The sequence below is a fragment of the Thiocystis minor genome, assembly GCF_016653465.1.
GTDB lineage: Bacteria > Pseudomonadota > Gammaproteobacteria > Chromatiales > Chromatiaceae > Chromatium > Chromatium minus.
In genome coordinates, this window is the sequence record NZ_NHSQ01000191.1 from 1 (window position 1) to 22,471 (window position 22,471).

Below are 22,471 nucleotides of genomic sequence, written 5' to 3' on the forward strand. Positions count from 1 at the left end.
TCCAACCCCATCTTGGCTTTGAACGCCGCCGCGTAAGTCTTACGCTTTGCTTCACCCATTTTAATCAACCCTTTCGTGCCGGCTTGACAGCTTAAATGACTGTCCGGTTTTCGGGGTCCACTTTAGTCGTCTTCCGGTTCAATCGTCGGTTCTGGCCAACGGCTGCGTTCGACGCGGTGCTAAAAATTGGAATGCAGAATACCGGGCCGACCTATGCCGGAATCTACCAAGGCACCTGGGCTCACCCAACCAGTTCGCCGCCGCCGCTGGAGACGTAGTGGGAGGCAACCGGATAGGCATGGAACGAACCATCGCCTGGCTGAAGGGTTTTCGGGCCATTCGTACTCGTTATGTTTGTCAAGCGCGCAACTATTTGGCCATGATTCATTTGGCTTGTGCGCTCATTTTATTCCGGAAACTCCAACCCGCTGCAGATTAAGCAAATTCTGAACCGGATCTCCTCTTAGCCTGACGGGCTGGACTGGGCTGAATGCGGCGCGTCATTCCGTAAACCTTCGCTATTCGCGGCCGTTTGGATTCCAGTCGATGGAATCCATTTTCACATGAGCGTTAGCGATAGAGCGCGAGCGGAAAGAATTCCGTGATCAGGATGACGGGCTGTTTATCGATGAAAATACGATAGGTTCGAAAAACGGCCGCCGCTCCGTCCGCTGTCTGATCCAGGCCGACGTCCAGAACCTCGCGATAGCTCTCCAGACCGCTGTCGCGGATCAGGACGCCGATGCCAATCTCGCGGTCGATCAGACGCTGGCGAAATCCTGGCGGAATGAGATCGATGCGGATCAAGGAGAAGGCTTCGGCAAAATTGCTGCCGGAGTCGGTTCCGCGCAATCGGGCGTCCCGTACCAGGCAACGATCTCCAGGCGCGACATCGATCCAGGTGACCGCCTCTGTCGCGATCTCGAAGCGTTGTTCCAGTGTATCCACGGCGACCGGCTCCCAGAAATAGGCTTCCAGAATTTTGGTAACAGTTCCATCGGTCACCAAAAGTGCCCGCAAAAAGGGCGGAAGCAGACTCAAGGGCAGAGAGTCGCCGGAAGTTGCCTGGATCGTACTGTCACGCGCGAATCCTTCGCAGCGAAAGGGCGATTGAGTTTGCGCTCGCGATGAGCGTCCGTAGTAGCGACGCATGGTTGATCTCAGCGAGCGATGACAGACAGCGAGCGCGGCCTGGATGCAAGGAGGGCGGGCTGGACGGAGTGGAGTAGCAACTGAGGGAATCGATGCATGCGAGTCAAGACCGTCGTGTCGGTTTGGAGTTTGTGTCGGATCAGGAGGATCGGCGGAGCCGATGACCGCTGCATTGCGAGCCATGAACGAGCCGCCCTCCCTGCCTGGTTGGGGTCAATCGATGTTGGCGATAATGCGACTTGTTGGTTTAAAGCCTCTTTATGAGGCGCCGATCCCCTTCGATGACTTGATGACAGAGTGGATGACCGTTATCTTCGACGTTCGCGACCACCTGTTTATCTTCTCGGGCATGAATTTTCGTCTTTATAAATTATATGATTTTTTATGAGCTTAGCAGGGGCTTTCGCGGGTATTTGCCGCTGCCGTGACCCGGCGTTGACGACTCCGTTGTAAAAAAACTTCCAAACAAGACGCCTGTGGGCTTGATGTTGAATCGAATTTGCCTCAATCTTTAACTGCCGCCTCAAATTCCAGAACTGCACAATCAATATCGCGTCGGGATCGGGATCGTTCGTCCTTACATGGGCCATGAAAATTCTACCGGTGCGTTGATGTCTGGAATACGCGAGGTTCGGAAATACCCGCCAAATGTGTTATAAATAATGGGCCTCATGGCCAACTTTATGGAGTCAAACCGATGACTAAGATCGTTAAAATCGCTTCCATTTCCGCCGCTGCGCTGCTGAGCGTCTCCCTGCTCGGCGGTTGCACCACCGACCAGACCGCTCGCGACATGGCTCAACAAGCCCTGGACAGCGCCAACAGTGCCCAGGCTTGCTGCAACTCCAATACCGAGCGTCTGGACCGGATGTATCAGAAGATCATGGGCAAGTAAGTCCCACTGCCTGATTGACTCCGGCTTCCCACGACTTGTGGGACGCCGGTGTCTTCCTGAACCGCCCGCTCTACTGCCTCCCAATCGACCACGACTCCCGCCGCGTTTGTCAGCGATTCGGGAATCACCGATCTCGCGCTCTGGCGCACACTCTTCTCTCCAGTCTGAACCTCCAGATAGAGTTCGTCTCCACGCCATCCAAGCTTGTAAGGCTGGTCGATGATCGCGACCGGCGTATCGACGTTCACCAGGCCGAATAACTCCTCGACGCCCTCGGGATACATCCGAATACAGCCGCCGCTGACCTCCATGCCAAGACCCCAGGGCATGCTGGTGCCATGGATCAGATAATCCGGGTTACTCAGACGCATGGCGTATCGACCGAGTGGATTGTCCGGCCCAGGCGGCACCTGTGCCGGCAGAATATCGCCGCGGGCCGCGTGAGAGGCGCGCACATTCGGTCCGGGCGTCCAGATCGGATCCTTTCTTTTTTCGATGACCTTAAAGGTGCCAAGCGGCGTCCCCATGGCGTCCTTGCCGACGCTGATCGTATAGATCCGCACCTGGTTGGGGTCATTGGGCGGAAAGTAATAGAGCCGTTTCTCGGCGCGATTGATCACGATCCCGGTATGTTGCACGTTTGGCAGCACGAAAAAGCTCGGGACCATCACCTCGGTGCCTTCGCCGGGCACCCACACGTCGACCTTGGGATTGGCTTGACGCATGTCGTCGTAGCCCAGATTGTTCTGGCGGGCGATATCCAGCAGCGTATCCTTGTTGCGCGCCGTAAAATAAAACGGAAACCCAACGACCGAGTCATTTGGGTTGTCGAGTCTAAAGGTCTCGGCCCGGGCGCCGTTCACGGCTCCCCAACCAAACAACGATGTGCAGATCGCCAGCGCGAGCCATGCCCGACCACGTCTGCCAAAATCCAAGCCACTCATACCGATTGATGCTCCTGATGGGTTGAACGCCGATGAAAAAATCGTCCCGATTGTCTCACGTTCGCAATATCGGGGTCGCCGCTCATGTGGATGCGGGCAAGACGACGCTTACCGAGCGCATCCTCTTTTATACCGGCGCCTCTTACAAGATGGGCGAGGTACATGATGGCGCGGCCCACATGGACTATCTGGCCGAGGAGCAGCAGCACGGCATTACCATTACCGCCGCCGTGACCAGGGCGCCCTGGCACGAGCACCTGCTGCAACTGATCGACACGCCCGGCCATGTGGATTTCACCATCGAGGTGGAGCGCGCCATGCGGGTGCTCGACGGCTGCATCCTGGTGCTGGACGGGGTGCGTGGCGTCGAGCCGCAAACCGAAACGGTGTGGCGTCAGCGCTCGCACTTCAATCTTCCGGCGCTGTTCTTCGTCAATAAGATGGACCGTCCAGGCGCGGATTATGTCCGCTGCCTCGCGGCGGTCAAACGCCGCCTGAAAACCGAACCGGTCCCGATCACCGTGCCGATCCCCGACCAGGATTGCGCGGTCCATTTGATCGACCGAACCCGGATTCGTTTCATCGGCGAACAGGGCGAACGGATCCTCGCGGAACCTTGCCCCGCGCCACTCTGGGACCGCGTCGCCGATCTGCGGGAAGCGCTTTTGCTGGCCGCCGCCGAGATGGACGAAGCGCTGGCCGAGCAAGTGCTTGCGGGTCTGGAGCCGGATCCGGACGCGCTGCGCGCGGCGATCCGCAAGGGAACCCTGGCCGGACAACTGTGCCCCTGTTACGGCGGCAGCGCACTGCGCAATCTCGGCGTTCAGCCATTGCTCGATGGCATTGTCGAGTTTCTGCCAGCGCCACTGGATCGTCCGCCGTCGCTGGCCGACACACCCGATGGGGGTCGCCAGGAGATCCGTATGGGCAGCGATGGCCCACTCGCCGCGCTCGCCTTCAAGGTCCAGCTTTGGGACGGCCGCCGCCATGTCTTCGCGCGCGTCTATCGCGGCACGCTCAAACCCGGCGATACCGTCGAGTTCCAGACCAGCGACGGCCGCGTTCAACGCGAGCCGGTGGCGCGCATCTTCGAGGTGGACGCAGGCAAGAAGACTAAGCTCGATCAGGCCGAGGCGGGGCAGATCGTGTTGCTGGCCGGTTTGCGTTTCGCCACGACCGGCGACACCCTCTGCGCGCCGGGACACCTGGTGAACCTGGAGCGCATCGCGACCCAGTCCCCGGTCCTTGGACTCGCCATCGAACCCGCCGCCGGGACCGACGAAGACAAGCTCCTGGAGGTACTGGGTAAGATCCAGCAGGAAGACCCCAGCCTGCGAGTCGAAGAGGATCCCGAGACCTGCCAACGACTGCTGCGCGGCATGGGCGAGCTGCATCTGCAGATTGTCGTCGAACGGATGGAACGCGAATTCGGCATCCATCTGCGCACCGGACGCCCCGCCGTGGCCGTGCGCGAGACCATCGGCCGTACCGCTTCCGCCGCGGCCCTGTTCGCGCCGCCGCCGACGCCCGACCCACGTCAACCGGATCTGATGGCCCGCGTTGCCGTTGCCCTGGAGCCGCTGCCCCGCGGTGGCGGCGAGCGCTTCGAGCTGAGGCCGCGCCTGCTGCCGGAGGGTGCCGAACTCGATCCCGCGCAATGGCGTGCCATCGAGGAGGGGCTCAGAGGCGGGCTCGCCTCGGGTCCGTTACAGGGCGCCCAGGTGCTGGATCTCTCGGTTCGGGTCACGGAGGTCGAACTGTTCGGCAAGGGCTCGACCGCCGAGGCGCTCGCGGCCGCCACCGCGAAGGCGCTGCGCAAGGCGCTGGAGAATGCCGCGCCCAGGCTCATGCATCCCATGATGCGGGTTGAAGTGGTGGTGCCCGAGGCGAGTCTCGGGGCGGTGCTGGGAGATCTGCAAGCGCGTCACGCCGTCATCCAGGATACCGAAGCGCATGGCGATCAGGTTGCAATCCAGGTCGAGGCCGCGCTGGAGCCGCTGTTGGGCTACACGACCACGCTCCGTAGCCTGACCCAGGGGCGGGGACAATTCAGCATGCAGTTCGACCGTTTCGATATCTGCTAAGGCGGTTGTCTTTTAGGCGCGAGTGCTTCGCACAGTTGAACTAGACATCTTTTGGGGCGGATGTTATGGCCAGCGCTCGCGATCTGCACGGCCTGTCGCACGGCGACCTCGACGATGCCGCTTGGCGATTGCCTTATTGCGCCGCCGTTAACCACTCCTCCACCTGCTTTCGATCCGGCACGCCGCCGGAATGCACCACTTCGCCATCGATCACCACCCCCGGCGTCGCCAGGATTCGGTAGCTCATGATGTCTTGGATCTGGTCTACCTTCTCCAGTGCGATCTCGACGCCCTGGGCGCGAGCGACCTCCTCGACCAAGCTCAGGGTGGTCTGACAGTTGCGGCAGCCGGTGCCGAGGATCTTAATGTTTTTCATGCGTTTGACTCCGTTGAGGTTAGGTCGCGCCCGGCGTGGTACGCGATATTTTTAGATTGGGGCGGCCTTGGCAGAATCGACGATTGCTGGAGTTGGCGCGGTTTAGAGCACCAGATTGAAGACATAGCCAACCAGCAGGATACCGGTGGCGACCACGCCAATGAAGGTCGCGATCAGCGGCCATTTGAGTACCTTGCGCAGGATCAGCATCTCCGGCGCGGACAGCGCGATGACGCTCATCATGAAGGCGAGCGTGGTGCCGAGCGCCGCGCCCTTGCCGATCAGCGCCTCGACGATGGGGATGATGCCGGCGGCATTGGTGTACATGGGCACCCCAAGCACCACCGCCGCCGGCACCGCCCACCAGACATCCCGCCCCATGAAGGCGGCCATGAAGTCCTCCGGCACATAGCCGTGGATCAGCGCCCCGAGTCCGATGCCGACCAGCACATAGGGCCAGACCCGACCGACGATCTCGCGCACATGCCGAAGCCCGGCCTGGAGACGCTTCGGCCAGGTGAAATCGTCCCCGGACGAGACCATCGCCTCGCCCGCATGGATCGCCCGTACCCAATCCTCCAGATGTCGCTCCATCTTCAGCTCACCGATGATCAGTCCGGCGACGATGGCGACCAGCAGTCCCAGTCCCAGATAGAGCAGCGCCACCTTCCAGCCGAACAGCCCCAGCAGCAGCGCCAGTGCCACTTCGTTGACCATGGGCGCGGCGATCAGGAAGGAGAAGGTGATACCGAGCGGTACCCCGGCGGAAAGAAAGCCGATGAACAGCGGCACCGCCGAGCAGGAGCAGAAGGGTGTGACGATCCCCAACGAGGCGGCCATGGCATTGCCGACCCCCAGCCGCCGCCCGGCCAACAGTGCGCGGGTGCGCTCCGGGGCGAAGAAGGTCTGGATCACGCCCATCAGAAAGACGATGCCGGTGAGCAGGAGCAGCATCTTGGGCGTGTCGTAGAGGAAAAAATACACGGCTTCGCCGAGATGGGTCGCGCGGGTCAGACCTAGCGCGCCGATCGCCAGATCGGCGAGGTCGGTGAGATGGGCGTAGGCCAGCACCCAGAGGGTGGCGGCGATGGGCAGGCCCGCCAGCCAGGGGGCAAGGCGCGGTTGATTGGTCGTGGCTTGGGTCATGTTGGAAACGAGGTGACAGCAGCGGGAATCAGGCCAAATCCGCGGCATCTTCGACGCCATCGGCGACCACGCAATTTCGGCCCTGGTCCTTGGCGCGGTAGAGTGCCGCGTCGGCTCTTCCGATGATCTCCTCCGGCGTTTCGCCGACGCGCGCGAGGACGAGTCCAATGGACACGGTAATCACGCCGATCAAGTCGTGCGTGTCCTTCTTCTTGAGATGGATCGCCGACACTTTTTGACGAATGGTCTCGGCGATGTCATGTGCCGCCGCCAGCGAGCCTTTCACGATGACCGTGAATTCCTCGCCGCCATAGCGCGCGACAAAGATCGTGTCGCTCTGAAATCCGCCCAGGATCTCGCCCACGATTTCCAAAATCCGGTCGCCCATCAGGTGACCATAGGTATCGTTACAGACTTTGAATTTATCCAGATCCAGCAGGAGCAGGCAGGTTGGCTCCTCCGGCATCCCGAGCGCCTGGATGAAGGCGTCGTTGAAGGCGCGCCGATTGGCGATCCTGGTCAGCGTATCGAAGCGCGCGCTGTACTGGCTTTCCTCCAGTTCTCTTCTGAGCTTTTCCACTTCAACGCGGGCCGACTGAAGTTCGAGTTGAAACTCCACGTTCAGCGTCTCGACGGTGGCGGTATCGGTCAGTAACTGCGTGAGCATGTCACGGATCTTTTGCTGATCGACCGCGGCATCGAAGATCTCCATGGCGTCTTTTAACGCACTGCCATAGGTCTCCGTGCCCTTGACATTCCTGGACACCGCCCGCGCCAATTGCGACACGATACTAACCAGCAAATTTTGTGCCTGCTGATTATTCGGCAAATAATTCTTGACGAAGAACTCAAAAAAGAGCGATTCGCTTTTGTCATGATCATAGGAACCGGCGCTGGGGAATTGTTCGAGCAACGCCTTGCTGAGTTCGGGACTGATCTGCTGAACGTGCGCGTACCAGAGGGCGTAATTGTAGGGGGTCGGAGGAATTTTTCGCTCGATCATCAAGGGCACGGCCATCCGAAGATAGTCGGAAGACGTTCTGAGATCTTCTGGGAAGGCCATCCTTTTGACGGTCATGGATCATCGCTCGCAAACGGTTGCCGATCGATCGGAAGCAGGTCTTCGACTACCGATCCTGGCCTTATCATATTCGATGATTCAGGCGAGCGTCAGGCCGCGTTCCGCCGCGCACGCTCCGGCGTCCGTTCGTGCCGGGCGGGGCGCTTCCGCTGGCGCGCGGCGTACAGCGTCGACAGCGTTTAGGCGTTAAGATCGGCGCTGCAAAACAACCGCTTTAACGGCATTCGACGAGGCTCAATGAACAAGATCGTTTCAGCGCGCGAGGCGCTCGCCCGTTTGCGCGAGGGCAACCTCCGCTTCGCCAACAATGTCCGCAATTCCCTTCAATTGCTGACCCATCGGCAGCGCGCCGAACTTGCGGCGCAGCAGGCGCCGTGCGCGATTATCATTGGCTGCTCGGATTCGCGGGTACCGGCCGAGATCGTGTTCGATCAGGGGCTGGGCGATCTGTTCGTGATTCGGGTCGCCGGCAATATCGTGGCGCCGTCTCAGGTCGGCAGCGTGGAATTTGCCGTCTCCCGCTATCACACCCGACTGGTGGTCGTCCTGGGCCATTCGCGTTGCGGCGCCGTGACGGCGACCATCGAAACCTTGCTGGATGGCAATGACAGCGCATCGCGCAACATCGCCTCGATCGTCGACCGGGTAAAGCCCTCGGTGGAAGGGTTCCTGGACACGGAACTGCGACATGACCGCGAGGCATTGCATCGGGCGGCGGTGCGCGCGAATGTGCGGGCCTCGGTCAATCATCTGCGTCACGGATCGGCGATCATCGAGTCGCTCATCGCGCATGAAGGACTGCGGGTGGTGGGGGCCGAATATGCCCTGGAGACAGGGTTGGTGGACTTTTTCGAGGGGATGTCCGAGGATTGAAGCCGTTGTCGATCCTTCAGGGCCGCGAGCCAAGGCCGAAGGCGGGGCGACCCGGACCGTCTGCGGGACACTGCGCGTCGCGTCTCGACGCCCGCTGAACGAGCCCCGTTGCAAAGATGCCGCGGGCAGAGATCCCGCACGGCTTCCTAAGTCACACAAGGACTTCGTTTCCATGTCACGCACTTCATTGATTGCCGCGATTCTGGTCCTGACAGGACTTCTGGTCTGGCTCGTTGCCTGGGAGCCGTCGGAGGAGCCCGGCAAAACCCTGAACCCCGGGCACTTGCCGCTGGAACTGGCCGCGCCACCCACGGGGGGCGATTTCATCCTCGACGCGGCGACCGGTCCGGTGGACCTGGCGAGCCTGCGGGGTCAGGTCGTGCTGGTCTACTTCGGTTACACCTGGTGCCCGGACATCTGTCCGACCAATCTGGCCTTCATCGCCATGGCCCTGAGAGAGCTGACGCCCGAGGAACTCGCGCGGGTGCGGGTACTGTTCGTGAGCGTCGACCCCGAGCGCGACGATCTGTCACGGCTCGCCGGGTATGCCGCCCATTTCCATCCCAACATCCTCGGCGTGACGGGGACCGCCGAACAGGTCGCGCGAGCCGCAAAGCTCTATGGCGCGGCCTATCGCAGAACGGACCAGAGCGATTCCGCCATGGGGTATCTGATCGATCACTCGGCCTCGACCTATGTGCTCGATCCCTCGGGCCATCTGGCGCGCACGCTCGATCACGCGACCGCCCCAACCGAGATCCTGGCGGCGATTCGCGGCCTGCTTGTCACCGATTCAGGCAAAAGCGTTCAATAGACAGGATTAAAAAACAGTTGTTTACGATATCCTGCGCAATCCTGTAATCCTGTCCATCAAAACCCTTTCTGTCGGTAGATTGTTTTCAGGAAATCACCTAAACCTTATCTGGGTTTATTCGTGGCCCGCAATGTCATTCCGATCCGGAGACCCAACGCATGACTCGACAATCCGCCCGTCTCGCCATCGGCCTCCTGGCCGCCTGGTCTCTGGGGTTGCAGGCCGCGGAGATCGCGATCGGCGATCCCTACGCCCGCGCCGTTCCGCCGGGACAACCGAATAGCGCGGTGTTCATGTCGCTTCACAATCCGTCGTCCGACGATCGCGCGCTGGTGGGCGCCGAGAGTCCGGTCGCCGAGGTCGTGGAACTGCACACGCATCTCCAGGAAGGCGGAATGATGCGGATGCGCCGCATCGAACGGATCGAATTGCCGGCGGGCGAGCGCGTCGTGCTCCAGCCCGGCGGGCTGCATGTGATGCTGATCGGCCTGAAACAGACCCTGGAGCCTGGCGCGTTGGTCGCTCTGACACTCAGATACGACGACGGCGGAACCGACACGATTCAGGCCCCGGTGCGACGCATCGAGGCGCCGCCAATGCCGCATCGACAGTGACCGAACGCGGCGCGGGCCGCGTCGCCGGGATATTTCCAGACCTGGGTCTGTCTGCGACACTGGCGAAGGCTGGCGATCCGTATCCTGGGGGTGTTTCAGGTTTGACTGATATGCCAAATATCTGATATATATCGCCGGTTTTTCACACACTAAAACCCACAGGCCGTTCGTCGACGCAGATGACGCGGCCGCGAACACGAAAAGATTGGGCACTTGCGATGATGAAAACTTGGCTGATGACGGTTTCGGTAGCGGCGGTCCTGGCGACTGGCGTGGTACAGGCATCCGAGGGGCATGCTCCGGCGGCCACCAACGCGGTGCCGGATCTCAAGGCGGGCGAGGCAAAGGCGAATGGCATCTGCATGGCCTGTCATGGCCCGCAGGGCAATAGCGTCGTCCCGATCTGGCCCAAGCTGGCCGGACAGCATCCGGAATATATTCAGAAGCAACTCACGAACTTCAAGGCGGGCGAGCGGTATAACGTCCAGATGACGCCGATGGCCATGCCGTTGACGGAGCAGGAAGTGATCGACGTGGCGGCCTATTTCTCCAGCCAGACCCAGACGGGCGGCGCCGCCGATCCGGAACTGGCGAAGCTGGGCGAATCGCTCTACCGGGCGGGGAATCCGACCACCGGCGTGCCCGCGTGCAGCGGTTGCCATGGTCCGGCCGGAATGGGTCAGGGGCTGTCGAAATTCCCCCGTCTCGCCGGTCAGCATGCCGATTATGTCAAGCAGACGCTGGGCTATTTCCAGAACCAGGAGCGGGCAAACGATCCCAACGGGATGATGCGCGGTGTCGCCGCCCGCATGACCGAGCAGGAAATTGCCGCGGTTTCCCAATACATCCAGGGCTTGAAGCAATAGTCAGTGCGTTTGGATCACATGCAAAGGCAGGCATCGACCGCCTTTGCATGCCAACCCTCTCTCTCCAGAGTCGACGTGTCCAAATCGGAAGCCTCCCGCATCCTCGACATCCGGCAATTGAATCTGCTGAGTTATAACGTGCAGGCGGGGATTCACTCCCGTCAGTACAGCGACTATCTCACGAACAGTTGGAAGCACGTCCTGCCGCACCCCGAGCGGCTGGTCAATCTGACCCGCATCGCTCAACTTCTGCATCAATTCGACCTCGTCGGGCTCCAGGAAGTCGACGCGGGCAGTTTGCGCAGCGCCTTCATCGACCAGATTCAATACCTCGCCCGGCATGGCGCCTTTCCGCACTGGTATTGTCAGATCAACCGCAACCTGGGGCCCTTTGCCCAGCACAGTAACGGCATCCTCAGCCGTCTGCGTCCCCGGCAAATCACCGAACACCGGCTTCCTGGCCTCCCAGGGCGAGGCGCCGTGGTCGCCGAATTCCCGCTCTCGGACGGCTCCGACCTAGCGGTTGCCATCCTCCATCTCGCGCTTGGCTGGAAGGCACGCCGCCGGCAACTGGCCTATCTGGAGACGCTCGCCATCGAGCACCCCTATCTCGTGATGATGGGCGATTTCAATTGCGGCTGCGCGTCCAAAGGTCTACGCGCCATGGTGCTTCAAACGGGGATGCGGGGACTCGACTGCGAACTGAAGACCTTTCCGAGCTGGCGTCCGCGCCATAATCTGGATCATATCCTGGTCTCCCAGCCGCTCAAGGTCGTCTCCGCGCGGGTCATCGACTACGCGCTCTCCGATCATCTTCCGCTCAGCGCGACCATTGAGCTGCCCGATGGCCTCCGGTTTGCCGATCCTATGCCGCTGCGTCTGTAGTGACTCTCACCGTGTGCAGCGGACTCCGCTTCGCCAGCATCTGCGCATGCCGGGGTTGGTGTGCCTGCATGCAGGTTTAACCGAATACAGAGCAGTCGCATCGCAAAAAACGCGAAAAACTGGGATTTAACCCAGCTCCGCCCCACGCAGATGGCGATTGACAGCAATCCAGCTTCCAATCAGTCCCAGCAGAATACTGCCGATCAGGATGATGCCCATGGCCGAAAAACCGAGTCCGGAAAGCGCAAACTCGCTCCGATACAGACTGGCCAGGCGCGAGACCGACCCCTGCAGCAGCAGGATCGCCAGCGTCACCAGCAGCCAGGCGGTCAGACCGCCCAAGAGGCCATACCAGGCACCGGCATAGAGAAAGGGACGGCGGATGAAGGAGGCGGTGGCGCCCACGAGTTCCATGATCTCGATCTCGATGCGTCGGTTGAGGATTTCGAGGCGAATAGTATTGCCGACGATCAGCAGGACACCCATCCCCAGCAGTCCGCCGAGCAGCAGAACCCCGGTCTGAATCAGGTCCAGGATGGCCTGAAAACGCTGTAACCAGAGCGTATCCATGCGGGCGAAGTCGACCTGGGGCAGTGCCAGCAGTTTGTTCTGCAAGGTTTCAAGTTGCGCGGGAGCCGAGTATTCATTGCGCGGATAAATGGCCAGCACCACCGGCAGAGGATTGTTCTTGAGCTGCTCCAGAGCCTCCTCGAATCCACCCAGGGCACGAAACTCGTCCAGCGCCTTCTCGCGGGTGATCATTTGCACCTGCGCGATCTCGGTCCAGCCACGCAGTTGGCCGGCGACGGCATTCGCGTCGGTATCATTGGTCTCGTATTGCAGAAAGAGCGAGATCGCCGCGGACTGATCCCAGCCGCCCGCCATGGTGCGCAGATTGTCCGCCAGCACATAAAGCGCGGCGGGCAGGGCGAGCGAGATGCCAATGACCGCCACGGTCATCCCCGTCGGCAGGGGACTGTCCATGAGCCGCCCCAGGGTGGCAATGGCGCTCTGCAAATGTTGGCTGAACCAGATTCCGGGCAAATCGAGGAGTCGAGGCCCGCGCTGACGCCGGGAGCGTTTCTTTGCCATGCGTCACCAACGCCCCGTGTCGTTCAGCAAGCGGCCGTCCTCCAGCGTGAAGGTCCGGTGTTGCATGCTGTTGACGAGCGCAAGATCGTGCGTGGCGATCAGCAGGGTGACGCCGACGTATTGAAAACGCTCGAAGAGTTCAAAGATTTCGCGCGACAGATCCGGGTCCAGATTGCCGGTCGGCTCGTCGGCCAGCAGGACCGGCGGGCGTCCGACGATGGCGCGCGCGATGCCCACCCGCTGCTGCTCGCCGCCCGAGAGCGCGACCGGGGTGGCGCGTTCGCGCTTGAGCAGGCCGACCTGATCCAGCGCGGCACGCACGCGCCGGCCCACTTCCTTTTGCCCCAGACCGGTGACGACCAGCGGCAGGGCGACATTGTCGAAGATACTGCGGTCGGGCAGCAGCCGGTGATCCTGAAAGATCATCCCGACCTGACGCCGGTGATAGGGGATCTGGCGGCGCGGCAGGGTCGCCAGATTGCGTCCGTTGACGAGGATCTGGCCGCGGCTGGGGCGTTCCAGCAGACCGATCAGACGCAGCAAGGTGCTTTTGCCAGCGCCCGAATGACCGGTCAGAAAGGCCATCTCGCCGACCTTCATTTCGAAATTGATGTTGGTCAGGGCTTCGCCGCGTTCCGGGTAGCGCTTGAAGACGTGTTCGAAACGGATCACGCGCGGGCGCTCCTAGCCGAAGAGGGCATCGAGAAATTCATCGGCGTCGAAAGGTCGCAGATCGTCGATGGACTCGCCCACCCCGATAAAGCGGATGGGGATCTTCAGCCGGTCGGCAATCGCGAACAGGATGCCGCCCTTGGCCGTGCCGTCGAGCTTGGTGAGCGTAATCCCGGTCAATCCCACCGCCCGGTGGAAATGCTCGGCCTGATTCAGCGCGTTCTGCCCCGTGGTGGCGTCGACCACCAGCATCACCTCGTGGGGCGCCTCGGGGTCGATCTTCTTGAGCACGCGCGCCACTTTGGTCAGCTCGTCCATCAGGTTGGTCTTGGTGTGCAGCCGCCCGGCGGTGTCGGCGATCAGGACATCCGCCCCGCGCGCGGTGGCGGCCTGCAGTGCATCGAACACCACCGAGGCCGAGTCCGCGCCGCTCTGCTGGGCGATAACCGGGATCCGGTTGCGCTCGCCCCAGGTCTCCAGTTGCTCGACGGCGGCGGCGCGAAAGGTGTCGCCGGCGGCCAGCATGACGCTGTTGCCCTCGGCCTGGAGCCGCTTGGCAAGCTTACCGATGGTCGTGGTCTTGCCCGCGCCATTGACGCCGACCATCAGGATCACCTGCGGCTTGCCCGGCGCCGGCTGACGCACCGGACCGTCGGCGGCCTGCAGCAGCTCGCGCAGATCGCGCTTGAGGGCTTGCAGCAGCGCCGGCGGATCGGCAAGCGTCTTGCGCTTCACCCGCTCGGTCAGATCCGCGATGATGCGCGCCGTGGCCGCAACGCCGACATCGGCGGTGATGAGGAGCGTTTCGAGTTCCTCCATCAACTCGTCGTCGATGCGCTTGCGCCCGAGAAAGAGCGTACCGAGACCGTCGCCAAGGTTGGAGCGGGTCCGCGAAAGCCGCTCGCGCAGACGCGAGAAGACGCCGCGCTTCGACTCGGCCTCCTCCTCTGGCGCGATCCCTGGAGCCGGCGCGCTGTCTCTGGCGGCCTTGACCGGCCTGGGTGGCGGTTGCAATGGAAGGGGCGCGATTTGCTTATCGGGCGACTCCGGCGCGGCGGGCTCAAGCGGCGGGACGCGACCCGGTTCAGCCTCTGACAGCGGCGACTTTGCCGATTTGAACAGCTTGCCGAACCAGGGTTTTTTGCTCAATTCGGACGGATCCGCCGGGGTTGTTTCCCGCGCTGTCAGCTCGGCATGCGACGCCGGCTTCGGGATCGGCTCGTGCTTGGGAGCCTGTCCGGACGGGTCGGGAGTCTTGTGCTTTTTTCCGAAACCAAACATAAGGGCTTGCTATCACGAGTTGACGTTCAGAGTGAGACGGCAAGTGGCCGCCCATCGCGTCCCTCAATGCTACCAGATCTTTCTCCCGCCGCTTCAAGGTCCGGACGGCCAGCAATGTTCAGTTTGGCCCGATGGAGCAAAAAACCCGGACGAAGCATGCGAGCCCTTATGGTACTTTCCGTGCACAGTCAGGCGAAACGGTCAGGTTCAAACGGAGAATTGCCGTGAGCGCGCGGTTCGACTGGAGCCATTGCGACTCCTGAGCTATGGTATCCGGCCTGAAGCCCGGGATGGTTCCGGGCGCACCGAATCCGCAACCAACTCCTGATACCGAGGCCATTTCCCATGCACGATCTCGATACCCCTCGCGCCGCCTTCCCCGTGACCCGTCTGCGGCGGATGCGCCGCGATGACTTCTCGCGCCGCCTGATGCGCGAGAACACGCTCACTCCCAATGACCTGATCTATCCGGTCTTCGTCCTGGAAGGCTCCGGGCAGCGCGAGCCGGTCGCCTCCATGCCGGGCGTCGAGCGTCTGAGCATCGATCTGCTGGTCGAGGATGCGCGCGAGGCGCAGCGGCTGGGGATTCCGGCGATGGCGCTCTTTCCGGTCACGCCGCTGTCGGCCAAGTCGCTGGACGCCCGCGAGGCATTCAATCCGCAGGGGCTGGCCCAGCGTGCCGTGCGGGCGCTGAAGGACGCCGTGCCGGAGCTTGGAGTCATCACTGACGTGGCGCTCGATCCCTTCACGACGCACGGTCAGGATGGCCTGATCGACGAGGCCGGCTATGTGATGAACGATGAGACCGTCGAGGTGCTGGTGCGCCAGGCGCTCTCGCATGCTGAGGCAGGCGCCGACATCGTGGCTCCCTCGGACATGATGGATGGACGCATCGGCGCGGTGCGCACCGCGCTCGAAGCCGCCGGTTATATCCACACCCGCATCCTCGCCTATTCGGCCAAGTATGCGTCGAGCTATTACGGTCCCTTCCGCGATGCCGTGGGGTCGGCCGCCAACCTGGGGGCCGGCAACAAATACACCTATCAGATGGACCCCGCCAACTCGGACGAGGCCCTCCACGAGGTCGCGCTGGATCTGGCCGAGGGCGCCGACATGGTCATGATCAAGCCCGGCCTGCCCTATCTGGACATCGTGCGGCGCATCAAGGATCAGTTTGGCGCGCCGACCTTCGTTTATCAGGTCAGCGGCGAATACGCCATGCTCAAGGCCGCGAGCATGAACGGCTGGCTGAACGAAAAGGCGGTGGTGCTGGAGGCGCTGTTGTCCATGAAGCGCGCGGGCGCGGACGGCATCCTGACCTATTACGCCAAGGACGTGGCGCGCTGGCTGGCCGAGTGATGGCGTCTCCCAGGACTGACCATGCCTGATCGTTACGCCGTCATCGGCAACCCCATCGCCCACAGCAAATCGCCGCTGATCCATGCTGAATTCGCGCGCCAGACCGGCCAGTGTCTGGAGTACGGTCGAATCCTTGGCGATCCGAGCGACTTCGCGGGCGACGCGCGGCGCTTTTTCGCCGAAGGCGGACGCGGGCTCAACGTCACCGTGCCCTTCAAGGAACAAGCCTGGGCGCTGGCGGACGAGCGCAGCCCGCAGGCCGAACTGGCGGGCGCGGTCAATACCCTGATCCGGCTAGACGATGGCCGGCTGCGCGGGGAGAACACCGATGGCGTCGGGCTCGTTCGGGATCTGGACGACAACCACGGCTTTCGTTTTCAGGGCGTTCAGGTGCTGTTGCTGGGCGCCGGCGGCGCGGCGCGCGGGGTGCTGCTGCCCTTGCTGGAGACCGGGCCGGAGCGCTTATTGATCGCCAACCGGACGGCTGCAAAGGCCATCGAACTGGCCGCGCTCGGCGCCGCGTTCCCTTCGGTTGCGCTCAGTGCGGGCAGCACGGTCGAGGGTCGCGGTCTGGAGGCGTTGGAAGGCGAGTCGTTCGACCTCATCGTCAATGCCACCTCGGCGGGTCTGAGCGACGCCGTGCCGATGATCCCCGAGGATTGTCTGAACGACGGCGGCTGGATCTATGACATGCTCTATGGCGACGCCCCAACCGCCTTCCAGCGTTGGGGCCGGGCACATGGCGCGGCGCGCGCGCTCGACGGGCTTGGCATGCTGGTCGAGCAGGCGGCGGAAGCCTTCTGGCTGTGGCGGGGCGCGAGGCCGGAAACCCTGCCTGTCATCAAACTTTTACGCGGATAAACCGCGTCAACGCCGACGCTCGCTGGTGTCCGGCGACGTTGCCGAACCGCCGCGCGGATCGCCGACAGACGCGTTTCACAGGAGCCGAGCATGAAAACCGCTGTCCTTGGAATGGGCCTGATGGGCTCGGAAATCGCGTTGCGGCTGAAACGCCAGGGGCGCGAGGTGACGTGCTGGAACCGTGGCGCCGAGCGGGCTGCTGCCGCCCGCCAGCGCGGGCTCCATCTCGCGCCGACCGCCGCCGAGGCCATCGCCGCCGCGGATCTGACGCTTCTGGTCCTGAGCGACGCGCAGGCCATTCTGAATACCCTCTTCGAGGGCGGCGATGCCGACGCGCTGGCGGGCCGCATCCTGGTCCAGATGGGCACCATCGCCCCGCGCGAGAGCCACTCGATCGCCGCCCATGTCGCGGCGCAGGGCGGCGAGTATCTGGAAGCCCCCGTGCTTGGCAGTCTGCCGGAGGCGCGCGAGGGCGCGCTCATCCTCATGGCCGGCGGCGATCCCGATCTGTTCGAGCGCTGTCTGCCGGTGCTCAAGGAGCTGAGCTGCGACCCGCAACGCATCGGCGAGATCGGACAGGGCGCCGCGCTCAAGCTTGCGATGAATCAATTGATCGCCGGCTTGACCGCGACCTTTGCGCTCAGTCTCGGGCTGGTGCGCCACGAGGGCATCGAGGTCGAACAGTTCATGAGCCTGCTGCGCGGGAGCGCGCTCCACGCCAAGACCTTCGACAAAAAACTCGATAAGTATCTGAGTCACGAGTACGGGGCCGCCAACTTTCCGCTCAAGCACCTTCACAAAGATGTTCGGCTGTTCCGCCGGGTCGCCGACGAAGCGGGTCTGGACACCAGCCTGATTGCCGCCATTGAGGCGGGTTGCATCCGCGCCGAATCCCTGGGGCTGGCCGACCGGGATTACTCTGCCATTTACGAAGCCCTGACCGTGCGTTCATCCTAATATGGAACTCCCCTTCACCCACAAACCCGGCCGCCGCGAGCGTCATCTGCGTCGTCGGCATGAGAATCCGCTGTTTTCCTGGCCTCCCCACGAGGTCTCGCCCGAGGATCTGCTAGCGGCTCAACAGGCCGATCACGAAGAGCTGGAAGCCTTTCGGGAGCGCTTTCGGACCCTGGTGCAACGGGCCGTCGACCTACCGCCCGACGCGGGCAGCGAGATCGTCCTCGAACTCAGGGAGTCGCTGGAGCGTCAGTACGAACAGTCCTTCGGGCTGCCGGAAGACCACGCGCGGGAACGCGAAGCGCTCCGCAAATTAATCGACCTCATCATGCGGGCGATCCGCAAGGCCGCCGGGACCGATCCGCTGGCGCAGCAGGAACTGGCCGACGAGGAGGAGGCACGCGCGATCCATTTTCGTCTGCTGGAACAGACGCTGGTCGCGGATCTGCTGCATCCGCACTCTCCCATCGCGCCGGACGAACTGGCGCCCACACTGCTCAGCGCCCCGCTCGACGAGGTCGCGGCCGCGCTGGATCTGTTCGACACGGAACAGATCGCGCAACTCGCCGAGCAGTCCGCCCGCCTGCTGGAGGAGCTGGCCGCTCGCGGCCTGGATGTCGCTCGGCCCGGTCAGCGGGTCGGCATGCTCCTCGCGCGGCTCCATCCCGAGAGGACACGACAACACTGAGTGCTGGCGGAGCAGGCAGTTGGCAGTTTTCTAAGAATTCCGACACCCTGTTCTTGCAGTTTATTCGAAGCCTGGGGCTTCACTCCTCAAGTTCCGAAACCGGGGCCTCCTCGTTGTCGTGATCGCGGTCTCGACATGTCGAATAATCGACAACGACAACGACCTGAGACGGTCTTGGGACTTTCGCACAGTTGCACTAGGGCGTGTCATCAATTTTCCTTGTGTGGGATGAACACGGAGATCAAGGGCATCTCCATCACTTGAGCAGGATGCCGGCTTGTAGGGGCGAATTCATTCGCCCCTACCTCTCCCAGCCTCCGCGCAACCGAGCGGCGAATGAATTCGCCCCTTGTACGTCGATTCCGCTCGACATCCGCGTCGAGCGCATCGAACCGAGCCACACCGTCATCGAGACAAACGCACCCCATCAATAGACAAGAAGAATTTGCATTTACGAATTCATCTATCTAATATGCGAATCATTCTTGTTCGCTGATTCGTCAGGACGAAGTCTCCATGAGCCAAGCCATCCTTCTCCACGACCGTCCACAAGGGCGGACACCTTTTTTTGCCGCTGACGCAATGTGCGATCCAGTCGCACAAACCTGCACCGCCAGCACCAAACCCTTCCCCTTGACGATGGCGACCGAGGGCGAGCGCGTGCGTATCCAATCGCTCCAGGGCGGCAAGGGTCTGATGCTACGACTGACCGAGCTGGGCCTGAATCAGGGCGCCGAGCTGCGGGTTGTGCAGCGCCAGGGTGGCGGGCTGGTGGTCGCGCGGGGCGAGACGCGGATCGCGCTGGGCGGCGGGATGGCGACGAAGATCCTCGTGACGGCGGTGGCGTCATGAATGAAACCTTGAAGGATTTCGTGGTCGGCGATTCCGGCCGGGTGCTCGGCTTTCAGGCCGGCGGCGGCGCCTATCGACGCAAGCTGCTCTCCATGGGGCTCACCCCAGGCGTGGAGATCCAGGTGACGCGGGTCGCGCCGCTGGGCGATCCGGTCGAACTGCGGGTGCGCGGGACGTCACTCAGCCTGCGCCGGGACGAGGCGTCGGTCCTCGAAGTGGAGCGCGTCGGATGAGCGAAACCTACACCATCGGCGTCGTCGGCAATCCCAATTGCGGCAAGACGACGCTCTTCAACGCGCTAACCGGCGCCCGCCAACAGGTCGGCAACTGGCCGGGCGTCACGGTCGAACGCAAGACCGGACGCTATCGCTTCAGCGACGCCGAATTCACCCTGGTCGATCTGCCGGGAACCTATTCCCTGGATGTCTCGGAACAGTCGGTGTCGCTCGACGAGCGGATCGCGCGCGATTTCGTCCACGCCCGCGAGGCGGATCTGATCCTGAACATCCTGGACGCGACCAGTCTGGAGCGGAATCTCTATCTCACCACCCAACTGATCGAGATGGGCCGTCCGTTGGTGCTGGCGCTCAACATGATGGACACCGCCGCCGAGCGCGGTCTGCGGATCGATATCGCGGCGCTCTCCGCGCGGCTTGGCTGCCCGGTGGTGCCGATCGTCGCCGCCAGCGGAAAGGGTCTGGACCGGCTGCGTCAGACTCTGCTGGAAACGGCCGCCACGGCTCGCGGCAAGGACGCCGCGCAATCGGTCAGCATCCACTACGGCCAGGTGCTGGAGGACGCCATCGCGGCGCTGCTCCCGCGCGTGTCGCCCATCGCCGTTGCCCAATCCGATCCGCCGCGCTGGCTGGCCTCGCGTCTGCTCGAAGGCGACGATCTGGCCCGGAGTCTGGTCGGCGACCAGGTTAGCCAGGACGAGATTCGCGCCCTGCTGGGCGAGGTTGCCGATGACGTCGACATCCTGCTCGCCGATGCCCGCTACGGTTTCGCCCACGCCGCGACCCAGGCGGCGGTGTCGCATTCCGGCGTGGTCTCGCGCAATCTGACCGACCGGGTCGACCGGGTCATGCTCAACCGGGCGCTCGGCATCCCGATCTTTCTGGTCGTGATGTATCTGATGTTCATGTTCACCATCAACCTCGGCGGGGCCTTCATCGATGTCTTCGATCAGGCCGCCGGGACCATTTTCGTCGACGGGACGGCGTTCGTGCTGGCGGCCCTCGGCACGCCGGACTGGCTGATCGTCGGACTGGCCGACGGCATCGGCGGTGGCATCCAGGTGGTCGCGACCTTCATCCCGATCATCGCCTTCCTCTATCTCTTCATGTCGGTGCTGGAAGACTCGGGCTACATGGCGCGCGCCGCCTTCGTCATGGATCGTTTCATGCGCGCGGTCGGGCTGCCCGGCAAGTCGTTCGTCCCGCTGCTGGTGGGTTTCGGCTGCAACGTACCGGCGATCATGGCCGCGCGCACCCTGGAGAATCCGCGCGACCGCATCCTGACGGTGCTGATGGCGCCCTTCATGTCCTGCGGCGCGCGACTGCCGGTCTATGCGCTCTTCGCCGCCGCCTTCTTCCCGGTCGGCGGTCAGAACATCGTCTTCGCGCTTTATCTGATCGGCATCGCTGCCGCCATGCTCACCGGCTTCATCCTCAAGCGCACCCTACTCGAAGGTCAGACGACGCCCTTCGTGATGGAGCTGCCGCCTTATCATCTGCCGACGATCAAAGGCGTGCTGCTGCGCACCTGGGACCGCACCAGCGGTTTCGTGGTACGCGCCGGCTCGGTCATCGTGCCCATGGTCTTGGTCATCAACGTGCTCAACACCACCGGGACGGACGGCAGTTTCGGCAACGAGGACAGCGAACGCTCGGTGCTCGCCTCGATCGGTCGTACCATGGCCCCGGCCTTCGCGCCGATGGGACTGGACGCGGAGAACTGGCCGGCAACCGTTGGCATCTTCACCGGCATCCTGGCCAAGGAGGCGGTCGTCGGCACCCTGGACGCGACCTATTCGGCGCTCGGAACCGCGCCAGACGACGCCGAGACGACGCCCGAGCCCTACAGTCTGGCCGGCGGACTGAGCGCGGCACTCGCGACCGTCCCGGTCAATCTGGTCGACGCGCTGGGCGGCTGGGCCGATCCCCTGGGACTTGGGATCGGCGATGTCAGCGACCTGGAGACGGCCGCCGAGGAACAGGCCGTCACCACCGGCACCTTTGGGGCCATGGCTGCCCGTTTCGATGGCACCGCCGGGGCCTTCGCCTATCTGCTGTTCATCCTGTTGTATGCGCCCTGCGTGGCCGCCATCGCCGCCATTGCTCGCGAGACTTCGGCGGGCTGGGCGATCTTCGCCGCCGCCTGGACCACCGGGCTGGGCTATCTGACCGCGACCGTCTTCTATCAGACGGCCATCTTCGCGCGCGACCCGGTTAGCTCGTCAGCCTGGATCGGCGGGATGCTGGCGATCCTGATCGCCACGGTCATCGGGATGCGCGCTTGGGCGCGGCGCGATCCCGTTGCGCCCGCCTTCGCGCGGGACATTGCTTGAGGAATTGCCATGATCATCACCGAACTTTCCGCCTACCTACGAGACAGCGGGCGCGCGGCGCTGCGCGATCTGTCGCACCGCTTCGACGCCGACCCGGAGGCCCTGCGCGGCATGCTTGTAACGCTGGAGCGCAAGGGCCGGGTGCGCCGACTGCCAGGGAATACCCCCTGCGGCGGCGGCTGTTGCAGTTGCGATCCGGCCTCGGTCGAGATCTATGAATGGGTGGTCAATTGATGCGTGTTGTCGGCGTTTGACCCAAGCCGATGGCGATTGGACGAACGAAACGACGAGGCGTGTTCTTCTCGGCGTTACTGGCAACCCTGTTGACGGCCGTTCCGGTCCAGTCGCAGGCATGCTGCGGTTTCTTTGGATTCGGCTTCGGCGTTGGCGGGGGCTGGGATGGCTGGGGC

At 62.9% G+C, this 22,471-nt stretch carries 25 protein-coding genes; 17 read left to right on the forward strand and 8 right to left on the reverse strand.

The annotated features are described in order from the left end of the window. Positions 1 to 235: 235 nt before the first annotated feature. Positions 236 to 439: a transposase gene (locus tag CCR95_RS24080; RefSeq protein ID WP_276570306.1), complete on the forward strand. Its 204-nt coding sequence runs from the start codon at positions 236 to 238 to the stop codon at positions 437 to 439. A gap of 131 nt (positions 440 to 570) precedes the next feature. On the opposite strand, the gene CCR95_RS24085 is transcribed toward CCR95_RS24080, so the two are convergent. Next, positions 571 to 1,152 (reverse strand): chorismate--pyruvate lyase family protein, encoded by a 582-nt coding sequence (locus tag CCR95_RS24085; RefSeq protein ID WP_201099169.1) that lies wholly within the window; start codon positions 1,150 to 1,152, stop codon positions 571 to 573. A gap of 160 nt (positions 1,153 to 1,312) precedes the next feature. On the opposite strand from CCR95_RS24085, the gene CCR95_RS24090 reads away from it, so the two are divergent. Next, positions 1,313 to 1,540, forward strand: a complete 228-nt coding sequence (locus CCR95_RS24090; protein ID WP_201099171.1) for a hypothetical protein — start codon at positions 1,313 to 1,315, stop codon at positions 1,538 to 1,540. 309 nt (positions 1,541 to 1,849) lie between these two features. Continuing rightward, positions 1,850 to 2,047, forward strand: coding sequence for an alanine-zipper protein (locus CCR95_RS24095; RefSeq protein ID WP_014779279.1), 198 nt, complete (start codon positions 1,850 to 1,852; stop codon positions 2,045 to 2,047). On the opposite strand, the gene CCR95_RS24100 is transcribed toward CCR95_RS24095, so the two are convergent. Further along, a complete protein-coding gene (locus tag CCR95_RS24100) occupies positions 2,026 to 2,991 on the reverse strand; it encodes a L,D-transpeptidase family protein (RefSeq protein WP_201099172.1) in 966 nt (321 codons plus the stop codon). The two genes, CCR95_RS24095 and CCR95_RS24100, sit on opposite strands and share 22 nt — an antisense overlap. Positions 2,992 to 3,023: 32 nt before the next feature. Between CCR95_RS24100 and CCR95_RS24105 the strand changes: the two genes are divergently transcribed. Beyond that, positions 3,024 to 5,075: an elongation factor G gene (locus CCR95_RS24105; RefSeq protein ID WP_201099173.1), complete on the forward strand. Its 2,052-nt coding sequence runs from the start codon at positions 3,024 to 3,026 to the stop codon at positions 5,073 to 5,075. 133 nt (positions 5,076 to 5,208) lie between these two features. Here the strand turns inward: CCR95_RS24105 and CCR95_RS24110 are convergent, their stop codons facing one another. The 3 genes from CCR95_RS24110 to CCR95_RS24120 form a co-directional block, all read right to left on the reverse strand. Then, positions 5,209 to 5,451 (reverse strand): thioredoxin family protein, encoded by a 243-nt coding sequence (locus tag CCR95_RS24110; RefSeq protein WP_201099174.1) that lies wholly within the window; start codon positions 5,449 to 5,451, stop codon positions 5,209 to 5,211. 102 nt (positions 5,452 to 5,553) lie between these two features. Beyond that, positions 5,554 to 6,597, reverse strand: a complete 1,044-nt coding sequence (locus CCR95_RS24115; RefSeq protein ID WP_201099175.1) for a permease — start codon at positions 6,595 to 6,597, stop codon at positions 5,554 to 5,556. Positions 6,598 to 6,625: 28 nt separating this feature from the next. Beyond that, entirely contained in the window at positions 6,626 to 7,675 is a 1,050-nt protein-coding gene (locus CCR95_RS24120) for a GGDEF domain-containing protein (protein ID WP_201099176.1), read from the reverse strand. Positions 7,676 to 7,915: 240 nt separating this feature from the next. Here CCR95_RS24120 and CCR95_RS24125 point away from each other — a divergent pair, with 240 nt between their 5' ends. The 5 genes from CCR95_RS24125 to CCR95_RS24145 all read left to right on the forward strand — a co-directional run bounded on the left by CCR95_RS24125 (position 7,916) and on the right by CCR95_RS24145 (position 11,730). Continuing rightward, a complete protein-coding gene (locus CCR95_RS24125; protein ID WP_201099177.1) occupies positions 7,916 to 8,551 on the forward strand; it encodes a carbonic anhydrase in 636 nt (211 codons plus the stop codon). Between the two features lie 172 nt (positions 8,552 to 8,723). Continuing rightward, a complete protein-coding gene (locus CCR95_RS24130; RefSeq protein WP_201099179.1) occupies positions 8,724 to 9,365 on the forward strand; it encodes an SCO family protein in 642 nt (213 codons plus the stop codon). A gap of 158 nt (positions 9,366 to 9,523) precedes the next feature. Further along, positions 9,524 to 9,979: a copper chaperone PCu(A)C gene (locus CCR95_RS24135; protein ID WP_201099181.1), complete on the forward strand. Its 456-nt coding sequence runs from the start codon at positions 9,524 to 9,526 to the stop codon at positions 9,977 to 9,979. Positions 9,980 to 10,197: 218 nt separating this feature from the next. After that, positions 10,198 to 10,845 carry a c-type cytochrome gene (locus CCR95_RS24140; RefSeq protein WP_201099183.1) on the forward strand — a complete coding sequence of 216 codons (648 nt, stop codon included), beginning with the start codon at positions 10,198 to 10,200 and terminating at the stop codon, positions 10,843 to 10,845. A 108-nt stretch (positions 10,846 to 10,953) separates the two neighbouring features. Beyond that, a complete protein-coding gene (locus tag CCR95_RS24145; RefSeq protein ID WP_201099201.1) occupies positions 10,954 to 11,730 on the forward strand; it encodes an endonuclease/exonuclease/phosphatase family protein in 777 nt (258 codons plus the stop codon). Between the two features lie 126 nt (positions 11,731 to 11,856). Here the strand turns inward: CCR95_RS24145 and ftsX are convergent, their stop codons facing one another. Genes ftsX through ftsY form a run of 3 tightly spaced genes read right to left on the reverse strand, consistent with a single transcriptional unit; the run spans position 11,857 to position 14,775 of the window. Further along, on the reverse strand, positions 11,857 to 12,822 hold the full coding sequence (gene ftsX / locus CCR95_RS24150) for a permease-like cell division protein FtsX (protein ID WP_201099185.1): 966 nt from the start codon (positions 12,820 to 12,822) through the stop codon (positions 11,857 to 11,859). A gap of 3 nt (positions 12,823 to 12,825) precedes the next feature. Continuing rightward, a complete protein-coding gene (ftsE, locus tag CCR95_RS24155) occupies positions 12,826 to 13,494 on the reverse strand; it encodes a cell division ATP-binding protein FtsE (RefSeq protein ID WP_201099187.1) in 669 nt (222 codons plus the stop codon). Between the two features lie 12 nt (positions 13,495 to 13,506). Then, entirely contained in the window at positions 13,507 to 14,775 is a 1,269-nt protein-coding gene (ftsY, locus tag CCR95_RS24160; RefSeq protein WP_201099189.1) for a signal recognition particle-docking protein FtsY, read from the reverse strand. Between the two features lie 345 nt (positions 14,776 to 15,120). On the opposite strand from ftsY, the gene hemB reads away from it, so the two are divergent. The 8 genes from hemB (at position 15,121) to CCR95_RS24200 (ending at position 22,295) form a co-directional block, all read left to right on the forward strand. Beyond that, positions 15,121 to 16,134: a porphobilinogen synthase gene (gene hemB / locus CCR95_RS24165; RefSeq protein ID WP_201099190.1), complete on the forward strand. Its 1,014-nt coding sequence runs from the start codon at positions 15,121 to 15,123 to the stop codon at positions 16,132 to 16,134. Positions 16,135 to 16,155: 21 nt separating this feature from the next. Next, a complete protein-coding gene (aroE, locus tag CCR95_RS24170) occupies positions 16,156 to 16,995 on the forward strand; it encodes a shikimate dehydrogenase (RefSeq protein WP_201099192.1) in 840 nt (279 codons plus the stop codon). A gap of 90 nt (positions 16,996 to 17,085) precedes the next feature. Then, on the forward strand, positions 17,086 to 17,952 hold the full coding sequence (locus CCR95_RS24175; RefSeq protein ID WP_201099194.1) for an NAD(P)-dependent oxidoreductase: 867 nt from the start codon (positions 17,086 to 17,088) through the stop codon (positions 17,950 to 17,952). A gap of 1 nt (position 17,953) precedes the next feature. Then, a complete protein-coding gene (locus CCR95_RS24180) occupies positions 17,954 to 18,640 on the forward strand; it encodes a hypothetical protein (RefSeq protein WP_201099195.1) in 687 nt (228 codons plus the stop codon). 516 nt (positions 18,641 to 19,156) lie between these two features. Next, positions 19,157 to 19,492, forward strand: coding sequence for a FeoA family protein (locus CCR95_RS24185; RefSeq protein ID WP_201099196.1), 336 nt, complete (start codon positions 19,157 to 19,159; stop codon positions 19,490 to 19,492). Continuing rightward, complete coding sequence (locus CCR95_RS24190; RefSeq protein ID WP_201099197.1) at positions 19,489 to 19,725, forward strand: FeoA family protein; 237 nt, start codon at positions 19,489 to 19,491, stop codon at positions 19,723 to 19,725. Before CCR95_RS24185 ends, CCR95_RS24190 begins: the two co-directional genes overlap by 4 nt. After that, the gene (gene feoB / locus CCR95_RS24195) at positions 19,722 to 22,061 is read left to right on the forward strand and encodes a Fe(2+) transporter permease subunit FeoB (RefSeq protein ID WP_201099198.1); all 2,340 of its coding nucleotides are present in this window, start codon (positions 19,722 to 19,724) and stop codon (positions 22,059 to 22,061) included. Before CCR95_RS24190 ends, feoB begins: the two co-directional genes overlap by 4 nt. A gap of 9 nt (positions 22,062 to 22,070) precedes the next feature. Further along, positions 22,071 to 22,295, forward strand: coding sequence for a FeoC-like transcriptional regulator (locus CCR95_RS24200; protein WP_201099199.1), 225 nt, complete (start codon positions 22,071 to 22,073; stop codon positions 22,293 to 22,295). The last annotated feature ends 176 nt before the right edge of the window (positions 22,296 to 22,471 follow it).